At 47.9% G+C, this 18454-nt stretch carries 11 protein-coding genes and 1 riboswitch; of the genes, 8 read left to right on the top strand and 3 right to left on the bottom strand.

All coding sequences use genetic code 11. The annotated features are described in order from the left end of the window. The first annotated feature begins 83 nt into the window (after positions 1 to 83). The 8 genes from M4D81_RS19550 (at position 84) to M4D81_RS19515 (ending at position 14220) form a co-directional block, all read left to right on the top strand. Positions 84 to 2915, top strand: a complete 2832-nt coding sequence (locus tag M4D81_RS19550) for an NHL repeat-containing protein (RefSeq protein WP_260067750.1) — start codon at positions 84 to 86, stop codon at positions 2913 to 2915. 573 nt (positions 2916 to 3488) lie between these two features. Then, a riboswitch (cyclic di-GMP riboswitch) is annotated at positions 3489 to 3583 on the top strand. Between the two features lie 206 nt (positions 3584 to 3789). Next, positions 3790 to 5949, top strand: a complete 2160-nt coding sequence (locus tag M4D81_RS19545) for a non-ribosomal peptide synthetase (protein ID WP_260067749.1) — start codon at positions 3790 to 3792, stop codon at positions 5947 to 5949. Positions 5950 to 6355: 406 nt separating this feature from the next. Then, on the top strand, positions 6356 to 8596 hold the full coding sequence (locus M4D81_RS19540) for an AraC family transcriptional regulator (protein ID WP_260067748.1): 2241 nt from the start codon (positions 6356 to 6358) through the stop codon (positions 8594 to 8596). 206 nt (positions 8597 to 8802) lie between these two features. Next, positions 8803 to 9783, top strand: a complete 981-nt coding sequence (locus M4D81_RS19535; RefSeq protein WP_260067747.1) for an ABC transporter permease — start codon at positions 8803 to 8805, stop codon at positions 9781 to 9783. A gap of 71 nt (positions 9784 to 9854) precedes the next feature. Continuing rightward, positions 9855 to 10757 carry a carbohydrate ABC transporter permease gene (locus tag M4D81_RS19530; RefSeq protein ID WP_260067746.1) on the top strand — a complete coding sequence of 301 codons (903 nt, stop codon included), beginning with the start codon at positions 9855 to 9857 and terminating at the stop codon, positions 10755 to 10757. Positions 10758 to 10875: 118 nt separating this feature from the next. Beyond that, positions 10876 to 12591 carry an ABC transporter substrate-binding protein gene (locus M4D81_RS19525; protein ID WP_260067745.1) on the top strand — a complete coding sequence of 572 codons (1716 nt, stop codon included), beginning with the start codon at positions 10876 to 10878 and terminating at the stop codon, positions 12589 to 12591. A gap of 294 nt (positions 12592 to 12885) precedes the next feature. Beyond that, positions 12886 to 13782 carry an AraC family transcriptional regulator gene (locus tag M4D81_RS19520; RefSeq protein ID WP_071219045.1) on the top strand — a complete coding sequence of 299 codons (897 nt, stop codon included), beginning with the start codon at positions 12886 to 12888 and terminating at the stop codon, positions 13780 to 13782. A 3-nt stretch (positions 13783 to 13785) separates the two neighbouring features. Further along, positions 13786 to 14220 (top strand): RidA family protein, encoded by a 435-nt coding sequence (locus M4D81_RS19515; RefSeq protein WP_260067744.1) that lies wholly within the window; start codon positions 13786 to 13788, stop codon positions 14218 to 14220. A 307-nt stretch (positions 14221 to 14527) separates the two neighbouring features. On the opposite strand, the gene M4D81_RS19510 is transcribed toward M4D81_RS19515, so the two are convergent. The 3 genes from M4D81_RS19510 to M4D81_RS19500 all read right to left on the bottom strand — a co-directional run bounded on the left by M4D81_RS19510 (position 14528) and on the right by M4D81_RS19500 (position 18171). Next, positions 14528 to 15418, bottom strand: a complete 891-nt coding sequence (locus M4D81_RS19510; RefSeq protein ID WP_071219046.1) for a carbohydrate ABC transporter permease — start codon at positions 15416 to 15418, stop codon at positions 14528 to 14530. 65 nt (positions 15419 to 15483) lie between these two features. Then, positions 15484 to 16374, bottom strand: a complete 891-nt coding sequence (locus tag M4D81_RS19505; RefSeq protein ID WP_260067743.1) for an ABC transporter permease — start codon at positions 16372 to 16374, stop codon at positions 15484 to 15486. A 96-nt stretch (positions 16375 to 16470) separates the two neighbouring features. Continuing rightward, positions 16471 to 18171, bottom strand: a complete 1701-nt coding sequence (locus M4D81_RS19500) for an extracellular solute-binding protein (RefSeq protein ID WP_071219048.1) — start codon at positions 18169 to 18171, stop codon at positions 16471 to 16473. Between the last annotated feature and the right edge of the window lie 283 nt (positions 18172 to 18454).

Here is an 18454-nt window from a genome sequence, read left to right as displayed (position 1 = left end):
AAATAAGGGGATATGATAAGATGAGATCGTATTGAAAGCGTTTACTGACTGGGAAAAAATTTATTCGTAAAGGGGAGAGTTTAGTGAGAAGCAAGTGGAAGAGTCGAGTTGCCGCAGTCCTAACGGTTATCATGATGTTCGCAATTATCCCGTGGGCCATGCCGATCACGTATGCCGCAGATGAAGAATTGGCCAACGTTATGATCAACGGCGGTTTCGAGGATTCTGAAGTAGATGGACGTTTGCCGGGCTGGCAGCCCGATGAAGACACAGCTGCCATTACCGTAAGTGAGTCCGTGTACGCAGAAGGGGAACGAAGTCTTCAGGTGGAACGCCTGTCGCCAGATGCAGGATCCGGAGCGGTTAGCGATGCATACGCCGTACAGCCATTCGGCAATGTCATCATGACAGCAAGTGTGCTATCGGATGAAGGCCAAGGCGGCAAAGCAGACCTCAGGTTTTATGATGCAGACGGAAAGCTTGTCTCCGTGGTGAGCGGCCTGGTCGATAAACCATCGGGCCAATGGCAGAGTTTAAGAGTGGCTGCTGCGGCACCTAAAAATGCTGCAGAGGTCAAAGTCTCCTTCAAATTTAATGGCGATCAAACCGGCAGGTATTTCGTTGACAGCGTCACATTGGAGATGCAAGCTTCCTCCCCATACTTAACGAATTTAGGACCGCAATCTTCGAGTTTAACCTTGATGACGGCAGCATTCGGTAAAGATAAGAATGGTCAGGATGCTTTGTTTACCGTCGCACAGGGTGATCCGGCACAATTCATCGTGATGGATGTTGCTTCGAGAGAAGTGAAGTCCACTCATCCGCTTGTTGCTCTAGACGGAAGCAACGTATCGGCAGCTTGGGCGATTGTAACAGCCTCCGACGGAAAAGTATACATCGGTAGTACGCCAAACGGGACGTTATTTCAGTATGACCCGGCAGAGGATAAGCTGCGTGCCATCGGGAAACCGGTTCCTACCGATACCGTCATCTGGACGCTTGTTGCCGGAGAAGATGGAAAAGTGTATGGGGGAACAGGATATTCCCAATCGCTGTTTGAATATGATCCCGCTACCGACCAGACTCGAATCCTTAAATCCTTCAAGACTTCATCGAAAGAGGCTCATATCCGCAGCCTTGCTTACGATTCCGATCGTCAAATGATCTATGTGGGGGGAGCCGACGTCGCCAAGCTTTATCAATACGATCTTGCTAGCGGCACGTCAATTGCGCTTCATCAACCTGAATTTAACGGTAAGACCTCGGTTTACGATCTCCAGTATGCAGGTGGTAAATTATTCGTGCGCGTGGATCCCGGACCGGTAATGTTCGTGTATGATCCAGATACCGCAAGCTGGATCGTTAACAATAATACTGCCTATAATGCACGGGGATTTTCACCGTTATCGCCTGACGGCGAAGAGGTATTCTACACCTATTACGAAACCCTTCCAGGTGGTGCGCAGCAATGGTCTCTCCATTCATACAACGTGAGAACGGGAGTTTACGGCTCGCTGGGCGTGGATGTCAAAGGAGCAGGCGTCGCTTTTGGTTATGTTCAGCTGGATCAGGCAAAGTATCCGGGTTGGACCTTGGTCGGATTGGCCGGAAATAGCGGCAGGGCATTTTATTACAATCTGGAAACCGGTTTGATTGAGACGCCGGAGCTTCCGTTTCCGGCACAGTTTGTGGAATTGTTTAATATCGGGAAGAGCACAGACGGGCAGATGCTGTCTTCGGGCTTCATTTCAGGCGGGGGAATGGGAATTTACTCGCCGACCCGTAACGAGACCAAGCATTATCCTCAAATCGGCCAAGTCGAAGGATTCGGCTCATTGAACGGAAAGATGTATCTCGGCGTTTATCCTAGAGCGACCATCTTTGAATACGATCCAGCCAAACCATGGAACCGAACGGACCCATCAGAACCGAATAATCCGCTGCGGCTTGGTCAGCTGGGTTCGGAGCAAGACCGGCCCGTAGCCATGCTCGGGGTCGAGGAAGAAAACCTGTTATATATCGGCTCCTATCCAATCGCAGGCAAAACAGGCGGGGCTCTTACCGTCTACAATCCCGTTACCGGAAAGTTTGATGTGAAGCGCGACATTATATCCGGCCATTCGATCAATTCGTTGCTTTACAAGAATGGAAAGCTGTTTATGGCCACCGGAGCAATGACCGGCGGAGAGGGGAAGCTTGCCATTTACGATACGGCTTCAGGCCGAGTAGAGCTGGAACAGGTACCTGTTCCGGGCAAAAAAGCAGTAACCTCTTTGATATGGGGCCCGGACGGTAACATATGGGGAATGGCGCTGGGGGCTCTGTTCATCTATGATACGGAACGCCAAAAGATTATTTACAGCGAGGATATGTTTCCTACAGCAGATTATGCACACAGCAATCCTCGCTTGACCGTTGGAACCGACGGCAATGTGTACGGTACCATTTATACGGGATATGTTGCTGACCACACGTACACGAGCAAGATGTTTAAGATTGACACAGCAAGCAAGTCGCTGTCCATCTTGTTGGAGAGCAATGCGGAAAAGCTTGCGCAGGACGACTTTGGCAACTTCTATTTCAAATACGGCAGCGAGCTGATGAAGTATAGCGACCCGAATCTGGTCATGCCGCTAGACAAAGTACAGCTCGAGGCTGAATCGCTCCAGCTTCACCCGGGGGATGAAGTCGATTATTCTTACGAAGTCTTCCTTGAGAGAGGAAGAACGACTAAGGAGTTATCCGGCGCTCACATTGAGTATTTGAGCAGTCGTCCGGATAAGGCGGAGATCGACCCAAAAGGAAAGATTATCGCCAAGCATCCGGGGCAAGCCGAATTGTCGATTCGAATTACATTGAACGGGATAACGGTTGAATCCAATAAAATCAAGGTAAAAATAACCGGCCCTTTTTAAAACTGTTCATGACATATAGCAATATGAGGCCGTTGTCCTGGACAACGGCTCTTTATTTTATTGTCCAGTGATCCATTAGACCGGGAACTTAAGAATGGAATTACCAAGTGAGTTGAACTTATGAAAGTTTTCTGATCGGAAGCGAGATGTCATGACCAGTTATAAACGGTATTTTAGTCCCGGATGACAAGAGACAAAAGTTATTGAATCTAATGATTTCCGTTGTCGTAATTAGGGCAACGGATATAGGGGTGAATTTGTAAAATAGAACTATTGACTTAATCAGCCATCATCTAATGTCCAGGTAATAACAGAAAAACGTATCCTGTCTAATGAACAAAATAGCTTTAATACATAGTTAAGTGAAGTGGAGTGAAGTCGGGGAATAGCAAAAATTAGTAAAGATTAACTATTGCGACCTAGTGTCTCATGAGGGTTATCAATATCATCAAAACCATTCTTGAAAGACAATATTGAACAAAAGACCTATCGATTTTCATTTGGAAACAAGATACAGTAAATGTAAATCGAATACATAATATAATCATGGTTTACAATTTAAATACTATTTTTGTACGACAATAGCAAACCCACCGAAAGGTGGCGACGCAAAGCTATAGGGGCTAATGCGGGATCTACTGCGACCGCAATGCCAGCCAGTTGCCGAATACAACGGGAAACCTCCGTTTTATTCATTATTTTGAATTGAAGAAAGGGGTTTTTTTGACGTTCCATAAAACAACGATGGCTTCGCTATAAAAAAACTAGTTTGGGGTTGAAGGGGGACACTGCTTCATCGCAGAATGCGAAGAGGATTTTTCTGTTCGTTAACAATCAGACATTAATGAATCGATAGTCCGGGAGGTTGATGGTCATGGAACAAACGACATATGAAGTATCAATTGACGAAATGCCGCGGGGGGGATGGGCCAACGATGAAGGAAACCGGGTTAGTTTTTCCCTTGATTTTGCAACGACCCGAAAACTCCATGAACTTGCGTTCAATTTCGGAATAACTGTGGATATGGCACTTATGGCTTGTTATGCGATCCTACTTGCCAAATATACCGGCGAGGATGATCCTGTAATCGGGTATCTGTTGGAAAGACAGATGTTTCCTATACGTTACTCTCCTACTGTACATAAGCCATTAGGTAAGTTTCTGATAGAAGTCAAGCATGCCACGATGCAAGCACTCGAAGATCGGAATATGCGAAAGAATTTGAGCGGTAACCCGTTCATCAAAGCGGCGTTTACTTGGCAAAACGCCAATGCCACTCCTTATGAATCCGATCAGTTGGGGACGTTTGAGCTTGCTTTGACGGCTTTTAAGAAGGAATTTATCATGATACACCTTGAATATTCGACCCGCTCGTACAGAAAAGAAACGATCGAGCAAATGAGCGGCCACTTGAGCCGAATTGTGCATGAAGTCGTTGATTTCCCCGAGAAGGTGATTGCCGACATACGCATGATGTCAGAAGAAGAGGAGAGAAAGATTCAGGCTTTCAGCGGAACTAAGAGGGACTTTCCTTCCAGCCAAACGGTCCATTACTTGTTTGAGGAACAAGTCCGCTTAACCCCCGATCGCCCGGCGATCATGACCGAGGACCATCAGATGTCCTATCGGGAATTGGACGATCACGCGAATCAGCTTGCAAAAGCACTGCAGGATCACGGCGTTAAGCCGGAGAGCGTCGTTGGCATTGTCGCGGATCGGTCTGTCAGTATGATTGTCGGGCTTACAGCCATATTGAAAGCTGGCGGCGCTTATATGCCCATCGAAGCCGATTCTCCGTGCGAAAGAATCGAATATATGCTCGAGGACAGTCGGGCGGGATTTTTGCTGGCCCCTTCCAGTTGGAAGCCTGACATTGCATTTGAAGGAAAAGTAATTTATTGGGACAACGCGAAGCTAAGCCTTGACAGCTGTTCCCATACGATATCTGCAGTAACCTCGCAAAGTCTTGCGTATATCATCTATACTTCCGGATCAACGGGGACACCAAAAGGGATCATGGTTGAACATCGCAACATCGTAAGATTGGTCAAGAATACCAATTATTTCAACTTTTCCAAGGAGCATCGAATTTTGCAAACCGGTACAATAACATTCGATGCGTCGACCTTTGAAATTTGGGGATCCCTTTTGAACGGATCTACCTTGTATTTGATGAAGGACACGGACCTGTTTGACCTTTATAAATTGAAGGAAACCATCATCGGTCACCGCATTACGGCTTGGTTCCTGACAACGGCTCAGTTCCATAATCTGGCCGAACAGGATCCAGACGTCTTTCGTACGTTAGACACCTTGCTAGTCGGCGGAGAAGCGTTATCGCCAAAGCACGTAAATGCCGTAAGGAAGAGGTGCCCCGATCTGCGGATGATCAATATGTACGGTCCGGCGGAAAACACGACGTTCTCCACTTACTTCCCGATCGAACGTGATTTCGAATCGACCATTCCAATTGGCAGACCAATATGCAATTCCTCCGCTTATATTCTTGATAAACAGTTGAAGCTTCAGCCGATCGGAGTAGTAGGAGAGCTTTGCGTCGGAGGAGACGGTATCGCGCGGGGGTATGTGAATCAGCTGGAATTGACAGAAGCCAAGTTTGTGGAACATCCGCTCCTCGGGGAAAGGTTATATCGAACGGGGGATTTTGCCATGTGGTTGCCGGATGGCAATATCGAAATGATCGGGCGAATCGACGATCAAGTGAAGATCCGAGGGTATCGAGTGGAACCGGGAGAAATCGAGACTCGGCTATTGGAACACAACGGAATCTCGAAAGCCGCGGTAGCCGTCAAAGCCGACGGAAGTGGAAATCCGATAATATGCGCGTATTTTGTTGCGAAACAGGTGTTGTCCGAAACGGAAGTCAAGGCGTATTTAGCCCGGAATTTGCCTGAATATTTCCTGCCCTCTCTTGTGGTGCAGATGGAAAGTTTGCCGCTTACCCCTAATGGGAAAGTCGATAAAAAAGCTCTGCCGGACCCTGATTTTCTTCGTCCGATGCTCGTCAACTGAGACGAAGCGCTTAACGAAACCCAGCAAATACTTAATAAGATCTGGCTAGATAAGGATACCAAGCAAATCGTGACCGCATTTGACCCAATCTATCGATTTTTATCGTCCAGTCATCACCAATGATGAATGGGAGCACACTAACTTGGGCAGGGGAGCAAGGAAGGAAAAAAGTGAACAAAACAGATAAAGAGAAGTCAAAGCTAAAGTATGATGACGGCAAGCAGTCACCCTAAAACAAAGGTTGACTGCTTTTTCTTTTGTGAGGAGTGTAAACTTGCTGTTCCATCCGCCACTGTCGGATTATCATCAAAATTATTCTAAAGTTACTTCAACCGACAGGGGATTGCCCTCCGTTGTATAATTCATTAATACCAAGAGCATGTCCACATTGCATAGGGGCGGGGTTATGATGCGCAAATCATGGTTTAAACGACTACTATTGTCCTACATGCCGGTATTTATGATTGTCATCACGTTTATTTTCTTTGTTTTCTTTCAAATGTTCAGTGAGCAAAGCCGTCGCGAGGCGCTGAATGCCAATAAGACGCTGTCTCTACAGGCGATGCGGATCGTGGATACATCGCTAAAAGTGATCGATAATATGATCGTCCTCGAGAGTATCAACAGCGAGTCTTTGAACAATTTTTTTAAGGCAACCTCAGGAAGTGATGCCTACATCAACATCAGGGCCGTGCAGAAGCTAAAGGAATTGATCAATTACTATCCTTTGATCGATTCCATATACTTGGTGCGATATTCGGACGGATATGTGTTGAGTGATGCAACCAACGCTTATATCGGTTCATATCCTGACCGCAAATTTATCGAAGAATATCAGGTGTCTAAGACTCCGAAGTGGACCGGCGGGCGCAGCTTCGAGCAATTCAAAATGATTGGCGGCAAACAGGTGGTCAGTCTGGTGCGGGGATCGCCATACATGAAAAATAATCTGGGCATGATCGTGGTTAACGTTTCGGCGGATTCGCTGAAAAAATTGACGGAGAATATGTACGAATCCAAGGTCAGCTTTATCCAGGCTAAAGATGCTTCCGGTCAGCTGTTGTTTGGGAGTGAGGCGAAAGTTAAAGAATCCGAGCTCTTCTCGGAATATACCTCGGACTACACCGGCTGGAAATATGGAAGCGGTCTCATCAATGGCGGATATGTCAACACGATTTCAGAACTCTATAATCTGTGGTTTGTGATCGGACTCCTCATGATCGCCGCCGGATTCATCTGGATGATCTATGTGACTCGGCGCAATGCCAGACCGATCGAGCGGATCGCCGAGCGATTCAGCGACTATTCCCTGCCTGTAAGGGGCGCGGGCTTATGGAAAGGCAGTCCCGATGAGTTCGCATTTATTGAGTCGGCGTTCGATCATATCCTGGAGCAATCCAGGCAATACCAGGAAAAATACCAGGAAGACCTTCATCTGCGGACAAGGTATCTGTTCCATCAGTTGATTGAAGGACAAACCGATATGAGTCTGGAAGAGTGGCAGGAGGAAGCCGCCATACTGAATTTACCCGAACCGCTGGACCGGTTTAGGTTACTCATCATTGAAATGGACAATTACGGAGAGTTCTGCCGGAAGTATACGGCGAGTGATCAGAATCTGCTGAAATTCGTCCTCCGGAACGTGGTGAACGAGATTGCGATGAAGGAGAGTATTCGTTTGTGGTCGGAATGGACGTCGCCCTCCTGCCTTGCCTTCATTTACTTTGAGGGGGAGGAGACAGAGGAGAGAGATGGAGAAGCTTTATCCCGTTTTGGCACGAAAATGCTGGGCTGGACCGAGCAAAATTTGAAATTTACCGTTACGATTGGAAGCGGCGAGGAGGTTTATCGGATCCAAGACCTGTCCAAGTCGTATAAAAGCGCAGCCCAAGCGCTTAAATACAAAATCGTACTCGGGGAAAACCGACTGATCCGCAGCGAGGATATCGCTGGCACCAGCCATGCCGAAGTGTACGCTCACCTAGGAGAAATCAGCTCGATTATTCAATCCTACCGAATGCTGAACATAGGGTGGGAGGAGGCATATGAGGCATGGTTCGGACAGTTAAAGGGCAGCCTTCTTACCAATGAAGAGATATTTAACCTTATGAATTATTTACTGTACAACGTCGGCCGGGAGCTTTCGGACATGAATAAGGATGTCTACCGCGAGTGGGCCCAGGAACGGCTTCCCCTACTTACGGAAATGTTGGACCATGGCAGTTCACTGGAGCAGCTGCGGATTGAAATCAAGCAGGTCATGACCAGTTTGTTCGAATCCGTGGGTCAGCTACAAGAAGGCAGGCAGTACGCAGCGCTTATCCGGGAGATCTGCAAGCTGATCGAAAGGGACTATGCCAATCCGGACTTGTCGCTGGAGATGCTCGGGGATCGCTTTCAGCTGAATCCCAAATATATAAGCAAGTTGTTCAAGGGACACACCGGACAGAGGTTCGTCGATTTCCTTATCCAGGTACGTATGCGTGAGACAGTGAAGCTGTTGTTGGAGACGGATGCCTCTGTACAAGAGATTGCGGAGCGGGTTGGCTATACCCACGCCATCTCGTTAACGCGTGTATTTAAACGGATTATGGGAGCGGCACCGGGCGAATACCGCAGCAATCAGCTCCGCAAAACGAACAGTTGAAAACGGTTTCTTTGTAGAAAACGGTTAAGGTGGCGAGTTCATCGCTGCCTTTTTCGTTATAAATCATGCAGGCGAAAATGGTTAACCCGTTTATTCTTGTTTCTTGTTGATCGCAAGATCGGGCGTTTACAATGGCAATACATTCCGCCGCATCCAAAAGGGCGCTAACGATATCCGCAACATACAACGAAAAGGAGTTCATGCTGATGCGAAGTCTCAACAATAAGTTACATGGCGGTCCCGGGCTACCCGGTCCTGTTCAGGTCGGCTCCCGCTCCCGCCCGCAAACGACGTGGATCCGGATCAGGCGCCACTGGCAGCTGTATCTGGTTCTCCTGCTCCCCTTTCTTTACTTGATTGTATTCAAATATGTGCCGATGGCCGGGATCGTGATTGCATTCAAGGATTACAGCGTCATTAAAGGGATTTGGGGAAGCCCTTGGGCTGGATTCAAATACTTTGAACAATTTTTTGAATCCCCAAACTTCTGGCTCTACATCAAAAATACGCTCGGGATCAGTTTCTATGGTCTGGCCGTCGGGTTTCCGGCACCGATTATTCTGGCGCTCGCCCTGAACGAAATCCGAAATGGGCTGTTCAAGAAGAGCGTACAAATGATAACTTACGCTCCTTACTTTATATCGACGGTTATCATGGTATCGATCATTATCGTCAATTTGACGCCCCAAGTGGGCATGATCAGCAAGCTGTTCGAAATGATGGGAGTAACCAATACGAATTTTATGGGTATGCCTGATCTGTTCAAATCTATTTATGTCTGGTCCGATGTGTGGCAGTACACCGGATACGGGGCGATCATCTATATCGCTGCGCTCGCCGGAGTAAATCCTGAGCTGTACGAGTCGGCCAGGGTGGATGGGGCTTCCCGAATCCAGAAGATCCTCAAGATTGATATCCCCAGCCTGATTCCCGTGTCAGTGATCATGCTGATCCTGAATCTTGGTAACATTATGAAGCTGGGTTTCGAAAAAATCTATCTAATGCAAAACCCTCTCAATCTGGCCTCTTCCGAAGTCATATCTACTTATGTGTATAAAGTAGGTCTGCTTGGGTCGAGCTTCAGCTTCTCGGCGGCGATCGGCTTCTTCAACTCGGTGGTGAATTTGCTCCTGTTGATCGCTGTGAATTACATCGCCCGAAAGCTGTCGAGCAGCAGTCTGTGGTGAGTCGAATGAATTCGTCGCCGAGGCCGACTGAAACCATACCTAAATGAAAAAGGTGCCAAGGAGGGAACAAAATGCCCAAAACAACAACCACTATTCGGGAATCCCGGGGGGACCGCATATTTGTCGCTTTGATCTATGCTTTCCTGTCCTTGATTCTTATCATCGTGGCCGTGCCATTGATTTATATTCTCAGCTCATCCGTAAGCTCGCCGCAGGCCGTCGTGTCCGGAAAGGTATGGCTCTTCCCAGTCGATTTTACATTGGATGGATACAAGGCGGTATTCCAGAACCCGCAGATCGGCGTCGGCTATATGAACTCCTTGTTCTATACGGTCGTAGGGACGGCGATCAACGTGTCACTGACAATCATGTTTGGATATCCGCTTGCCAAGCGGACGCTATACGGCCGCCATTTCTTTATGATTGTGCTGGTTATTACCATGATGTTCGACGGGGGCTTGATACCGTACTATCTCCTGGTGAAGGATCTTCAGCTGCTCGATACCCGTTGGGCGATGATTCTGCCGGGAGCCATGGGCGTGATCCAGGTAATCGTTGCCCGCACCTTCTTCCAGACAACCATCCCGGATGAACTGTCCGAAGCGGCGGAGCTGGACGGATGCAGCGATATCCGGTTCATTCTCAGCATCGTCCTGCCTCTGTCCAAACCGATTATTGCCGTCATGACGCTCATGTACGCGGTTGGACATTGGAATGCATATTTTGACGCCTTGATCTTCCTGAGATCTCCGGACTTGTTCCCGCTGCAAATCATTCTACGCAACGTCTTGATTCTGAACACGGTGGATCCGTCGATGATGGCCAATGTGGATCAGGTGCAGGCGCAGCAAGGCCTGAAGGATCTATTAAAATATTCACTGATCGTGGTCGCGAGTGCACCGGTACTGATCATTTATCCGTTTGTTCAGAAGCACTTTGTCAAAGGAGTCATGATCGGTTCCTTGAAAGGATAAGTGGGAACCCAGCTTAAGGGAGGTGGTGCGGTCTTTTATTCAAGGAAGATACGGGTGATTGGAAGTTTACTGATTGTGATCAGGAATAACATGAAAAAGAATGGGGGGAGTTGTTTTGATGCGCAAAGGGTGGACGAAGTCTTTAATCGCGTTGTTAATCTGTCTGTTGACCTTGACGATGCTGCTAAGTGCCTGTGGAGGATCCTCCAATCCGGAGAACCCGGACGCTGCTGCTGGTGAGACAGGGGCGGAATCGCCTCCGGAACAAAGTGAATTGTTTACAGAGGTCGGCACCTATCCGATTGTGAAGCAGCCGATGACGATAAGAATGTTTGCACCGCAGTTTCCGACCATCGAGGATATGAAAACCAATGCCTTTACCGTGTTCCTGGAAGAGAAAACGAACATCAAAATCGATTGGGATCTGGTTCCGAACAATGCCTTGAAGGATCGCAAACAGCTAATGCTCGCCAGTGGAGACTATCCGGAAGTCATCCTGCATGGGGACCTCTCCAAAGAAGAACAGATGAAGTATGGATCGCAAGGCGTGTTTATCCCGTTGAACGACTTGATCGAACAATACGCGCCGAATATAAAGAAGGCAATGCAGGATATCCCATATATGAAGGATTCGATAACGGCCCCCGATGGCAATATTTACGCCCTTCCCCAAGTAAATGAATGTTATCACTGCGATAACGCATTGAAAATGTGGATCAACAAGAAATGGCTCGATCAGCTGGGACTATCCGTTCCTACCACCACAGAAGAATTTTACAATGTCCTGAAGGCTTTTAAGGATAAGGACCCGAATGGAAACGGCAAGGTCGACGAACTCCCGCTTTCGGGATCAGATGAGATGTGGGCGGGAAACGTTTCGGCCTTTCTGATGAACTCCTTTATTTTAGATGATTATACCGAGAAGAATGCGGGCACCTTCCTAAGGGTCATTGACGGCAAGGTTGATTTTACGGCAAATAAGGATGAATGGAAGCAAGGGTTGATTTACTTAAACAAGTTATACAAAGAGGGATTGATTGATCCGGCGGCCTTTACACAAAACGCTGACGCGGTTCAGCAAATGGCCAACCGGGAACCAGACAACGTTATGGGAGCTTTGTCTACCGCGCTGATCAGTTATGCCTACAGCATGGATGATAAAGCGCCGCGGCATAAGGATTACGTCGTAGTTCCACCTCTAAAAGGGCCCGGCGGCGTTCAGCAAACCCTGAATTTTGCCGGCATTGGTAATTCCCAGTTTGCCATTACGAATAAAGCGACCAACGACCAGCAGATTGCAGCGATCCGCCTCGCGGACTACCTTTACACCGAAGAAGCAATTCTGCTGCAGGAGAACGGACCGGAAGACAAAGGTTGGCGAAAGGCACAAGACGGAGAGCTGGATATTAACGGAAATCAAGCAAAATATACGTCGATTCCGAAAACGGACAAAAAGCCAACGCATAATGACGGATGGGAACAGATCGGGCCTTCTTTAAGAACTTATGCGTATCGAGCTTCCTGGACCGCACCGCAAGATCCGCTGGCACCGGATGGATATGGGACGCGGCTGAATCAGGTATCCAAGGAATATGAGCCGTTCCATTCCAAGGAGCAATACCCAAATGGCGTATTTATTGCGCTGGAAGACGCGGAGATCGCGGCACAAATCAAGACTTCGTTGATCGATTACGTGAAGTCCAACATGGCTCAATTTATTACCGGTTCTAAAGACATCAATAAGGAATGGGATGCTTACGTCAAGGGATTAGACGGACTCCAGCTAACCCAATACCTTGAAATCTACCAAAAAGCCTTGGAAGCGAAAAAGTAAATGATGAATCATTATGGGGTTCTCCGCAGTCGGCTTTACCGACCGAGCGGGCCCTTTTTTTTCTTGTGAGATAGCATTTCGGTGCCAGACATTTCATTAAGCTAACGGGCAGGATAATGCGAATATTAAACGAAAATATTTGTAACGGCTCCCTTGATGGCGCTGTCCATGCTCGGCTTTGTACTACAATGAATTAACATTTACATTGTCCAAGAAGACGCAACTAATTTGTGCACAAATAGTTGCGGTACGAAATTGACAGGATATTATACTTTTGTCGAGAGGAGGAATCTGATGGAATGGCTTGAACGGATGAATCGCGCGATGGACTATATCGAATTAAACTTGGCTGGAGAGATTGAACTGAGTGAAGTTGCTCGTAGAGCATGCTGCTCGTCTCATCAGTTCCAGAGGATGTTCTCATTCATTACTAATGTAACGCTGGCAGAGTATATTCGGCGCAGAAAGCTCACTCTTGCCGCGCTCGAATTGCAAAATAACAAAGCGATTAGAGTGATCGATATCGCCATAAAATACGGCTACGAGTCTCCGGTTTCATTCGCGCGGGCATTTCAATCGCTTCATGGGATCACGCCGGCAATGGCTCGCCAAGACGGAATTGCTCTTAAAGCCTATCCACGCCTCTCATTCCTGATTACGATCAAGGGGGTGGATGCGGTGAATTATCGGATTGAAACGAAGGAATCATTCGAAGTTTTCGGTATTGAAAGAGTTTTTCAAAGTGATGAAAGTGGTGATGCACCGAGCACGCCGGCACAATTCTGGCAGCAATCCCACGCCAATGGCGAAGTTGAGAGACTTGCTTGTAACGCCGGCGACTTGCCCCGTTTTGTAAGCCAAGATTCAAACAAAGTACATGGAATTTGCAGTTATAAAAAAACGGGAAACGACACGTTTCCTTATATGCTGTGTTCCTTTAAGAGCGGAACCAGCAACACAAAAGGGTATTCAACCATAACGATTCCCGCACAAACATGGGCCATCTTCCCCTCCGAACCGATTGCTTCGGATGCATTTGGTGAAACCATTGAGACGTTGTATCGACGATTTTATGCGGAGTGGCTCCCGACGTCAGGCTATGAGCAGGTGGATGAAATGGAAATGCAAGTTTGCGGCGAAAGAGGCGGCCTTCACACTGTTGAACTGTGGTTCGCCGTTAGGAAAATCTAATGCATGCATCCGACTTTGAACACGAATCCCGATATGCTAATAAAGGAGATGGAAAAAATGCTAAGAAAATTCAACCCTCCAGGTGTGGTTTCCTCGGACATTTATCACCACGGAGTAGAGGTTACATCATTCCAACAAATGCTGTTCATCTCAGGTCAAGTAGGTGTAGGTCCGGATGGAATTCCCGGTATAGGTATTCGGCAACAAACGGAATTGGCGATCAATAATTTATACAAAGTTCTTGCAGGTGCGAATATGGATGCCAACGACATCGTGAAATCCACAATCTATTTAACGGATGAAAATCAACTGGGTGCCTTCATGGAGGCTGGGGCAGGGGCCTTGCCAACTCCTCCACCGGCGACGACGTTAGTTATTGTCAAAGCTCTTGCATCGCCTGATTTGCTTGTTGAGATCGAAGCCATTGCAGCGAAGTAGTTTTTTTATTATACATTGGATACCCAAGTTACGGGGAAGGATGATAACCAGGGAACAGAGAACAGACTCCTTTCGATAACACCATATGCCTTAACCCATCAATACGGCATGCGTGTTAAAGAGGAAGGCAGACGAGCTCATGGTCCCATTATATTAAAGTTTTTTATACATGAAGCAACAGCAAAAAGGGGCCGTTTCTCAAGATCTAAGATCGTTTGGGACGGCCCCTATTTACAATATGGTTTAATATAAATGTAAAGAAAATGGTATGGATCTCTGAAACCTGTTGTTGTCCTGGCTGTGTGAGCTACTCTTTAACCGAACCGAGCGTAATCCCGTGGATGAAGAAGCGCTGAAGGAATGGATAAACGATAAGGACGGGCAGCATCGCGATGAAGATTTTGGCGGCATCGAGTGTCCGGTTGGACAACTCCGACAAGCGACGGTACTGGTCCTCGGACATCGTCGATGGATCAACCGAGACGACAAGCTGCTGGATATACGTCTGGAGTGGATAGAATTGTTCACGGGACATGAAGATCAGACCGTACAAGAATTCATTCCAGTGATACACGATACTGAACAGCGAGACGGTCGCCAGCACCGGCACGGCCAGCGGGATGTAGATCTTGAACAGGATGTACCATGGTCCCGCGCCGTCGACAAGGGCGGCTTCATCCAGCTCCTTGGGCAGGTTGCGGAAGAAGTTCATCGTGAGGATAACATTGAAGACGAGTGTCTGCGCGCCGCCGACCAGGACAAGTGCCCAGATGCTGTTCAGCATGTTGAGCTCTTTGACCGTCAGATACAGCGGGATCAGACCACCGTTGAACAACATCGTGAAAATGAGAATCCACATGAACACATTGCGCCCCTTGAATTCTCTAGCTGTCCGCGAGAGCGGGTAAGACATGAGCACAACCATGACAAAATTGAGAATAACCCCGAGCAGCACTCGCTCGGTCGATGTCCAGAAGGACCGGAAGAACTGATTGTCATTGAGAATCTGGTTATATGCGTTGAGATTGAAATCGACCGGCCATAGCCAGACCTTACCGGCCGCAGCGGCAGAGTTGGAGCTAAGCGAAAGGGAGAGCGTGTACCAGATCGGCAGGACGCATGACAAAGTAATGCCTATCAGGACTACAATCAGTATAATATCCGTCACACGGTTGCCGAACGTCCGGTCTCTGACCACGGTCAGCACCTCCTACTCTAGTTGGAATGGGATGAGTTTACATTGCTTTGCATCAGGATGAATCCTTAGAATATGCGATAGTTAACAAAACGGTAAGCCAGATAATACGAGACGGATATCAGCAGGAAGCCCACAACGGACTTCAGTAGGCCGACGGCGGTTGCAAGTTCATATTGCAGGTTGAGCAAACCTGTACGATAGACCCAGGTGTCAATAATATCACCTGTAGAGTAGACGAGCGGGTTGTACAGATTGAAGATCTGGTCGAAGCCCGCGTTAAGCACATTACCCAAGCTGAGTACCGTAAGCAATACGGCTGTCGTGCGGATCCCGGGCAGCGTGATATGCCAGAGACTTCTCCAGCGTCCTGCGCCATCGATGTTGGCAGCTTCGTACAGTGCCGGGTTGATCCCGGTAAGCGCGGCAAGATAGATAATGGTACCAAAACCGAATTCCTTCCAGACGTCACTGCCGACAACGAGGAACGGAAACAGCTGGGAATCGGCAAAGAACAATTTGGGCTGGTATCCGAACAAAGCAGTCAGTTGATTGACGGGTCCGTTATAGGAGAACAGATCAAGTACAATGCCCCCAAGGATAACCCAGGATAAAAAGTGAGGCAGATAGACGATGGTCTGAATCCAGCGTCTGAGAATCATCAGACGAAGCTCATTGAGCATGAGTGCAAACAGCAGAGGCGCAATCAGATTGGCGACAATCTTCATGGACGCGATGACAAGCGTATTTATGAAGACTTCCTGCGTATCCTTCAGCAAAAACATATACTTGAAGTGTTCGAGCCCCGCCCAATCCGAGCCCAGGATTCCTTTGCCTGGATTAAAATATTGGAACGAAATGACGATGCCGAACATCGGAACGATGCTGAAGACGATCAGCCATAGAAATCCCGGGATCAGCATCAGATAATAATGTTTGGCGAAACCTTTCATTCGCATGACAGCACTCCTTTCCCCGAATCCTACTTCGAATGTTCCAGAGCTCCTGACAGGTGCTGGGAGCTCTGGCTATATGGTTCGTAATTTGCCTTAAGATTACTTCACAAGTGCGTCCTTAACCTCCTGGGTAATCTGGTCGCCGCCTTGACGTTTCCAGTTCTCGACGAAGGAGTCGAATGTCTCCAGTGGAGCCGCGCCCATAATGATGCGCAGGAAGGTCTCATCCTCTAACTTTCGCAGATTCACCCAACGGCTCTCCATTAATGGCGTCTGCTCATACAGAAGACTGGGCACCTCCTCAAACTCGGTATCAACCAGCGGCCTGCCGCCCACCATCATGGAGTACGCTCGTGTCCATGCTCCCCAGTTCGCTTCAGGGTTCCATGTTGAAAGATCCATAGAATCGTAAGGCTCGTTTTTGATCGTCTTGATGCTTGCGATGTCCGAAGGCAGCAGTTTGTAGGCTTTGTCATTCGCAAAATCCTCTGCGGTTTTATTGCCTGCCAGCACATCACGGAGGGCTTTGACTGTAAATTCAATTTCATCGGATGGTGCGTACACCACGCGGAGCGGATAGTAACCAGGACCGCCTTTGCTTGGGTCAAAGGTGTTCTCTTGCTCGTTTTTAAACAAATTGTTAAGTAATTTCATCGGAACTTCCGGATGCTCGTAATCTTTCCGAACCACCACAAACTCAGTAGAAGGCGTAGCAGCATGTGGTCTAAATTCGCCATTCTGATTCAAAGGCAGGGCATAAGCTTGCCAGTTGGCTTCGGAATCATTTTTTACAGCATTGGTTAGCGGGCCATAAGCCATCCACCATGGCGCAAAGAACATTCCGGATTTACCGGCGATAATGGGCTCATCCGCTTTGTTACGAACGCCCATCTCAGGATCAATAAGTCCCTTGGAATATAAATCTCTTAAACTAGCTAACGCCTCACGAGTCTCCGGCAGGATTGATCCGTACACAGGACTGCCATCCTCGCCCTCAAGCCAGTATCCAGGGAACGAGTCATGCGCGGAGAAAATGGCGTCAAATCCGTACAAATTGTTCTTCGACTCCAGGAAGTTAGCATACAGCTTACCACCACTCTCCGGTCCGGTAATCCCAATCGTATCGCGCTGACCGTTGCCATCCGGATCATCTTCGACGAAAGCACGGGCGACGGCCTCAAGTTCAGACATCGTGGTTGGCGGTTCAAGGTTCAGCTTATCCAGCCAGTCCTGTCGGATCCACATGAGGTGGATGCCATCGGCATTGGCTTGCACACCCGGAAGGGCCATGATTTTGCCATCGAATGTTACCGAATCCAGGGCAGCACCGTTGGTGTTTTCAATGATGGTCTTTATATCCGGGGATGCATATTGCTCATACACATCCGTTAAATCAGCAATTTGGTCGGCTTCGACCAGTTGGCGCAGCTCAACGGCATTGACGACCATAGCATCCGGCAAATCGTTACTTGCAATAGCGAGACTGATTCTCTGACGAAGATTCTGGCCGGAGGCAGCAAATTGATGATCGACGTCCACATTAAGCGCTTCCTTAATCTGACGAGTGTATTGATTGTCCAGCGGCGTGTCGCCAGGCGGCAATTCATTATCGGTGGGATCGATTTCAATACTGATGCTGATCTGGACAGGTTCTTCGTAGCGACCAAATGGATCAGCGGGTTCGCTTGACTCCGCGCTTTTCTCCGGTGCAGCCGGCGTGTTATTAGTTGTATTGCTGCAAGCACCCAGAACGAGAAAGCAGGCCAGTAAAAGCGCTAACGTTTTTGACTTGTTTTTCATAATTACACCCCTTCTATCAGATTGAATGGAATAACTATCCCTATGGACCATTTAACTGTAACACAATGAAACCGCCTTCAAGGATAGAAGGTGGTTTCTAAATGAGGGGGTCATATGTACAAAAATTTACGGCTGTTCCGGGTGGTTGGACATTTCACCCACTAAGGAGAAGACATTTGTCTACCCTGTTTTTTTCAACTGAAAGATAACAGCTCAGGCATCTGAATTATTGAAATCTTTGCTCAATAATCATTTTTATTTGTGTTATATTCTAGAAAGATTT

It is taken from the genome of Paenibacillus sp. p3-SID867, assembly GCF_025142895.1.
Taxonomy (GTDB): Bacteria; Bacillota; Bacilli; order Paenibacillales; family Paenibacillaceae; genus Paenibacillus_AQ.
This window is presented reverse-complemented; position numbering and strand designations above follow the sequence as displayed.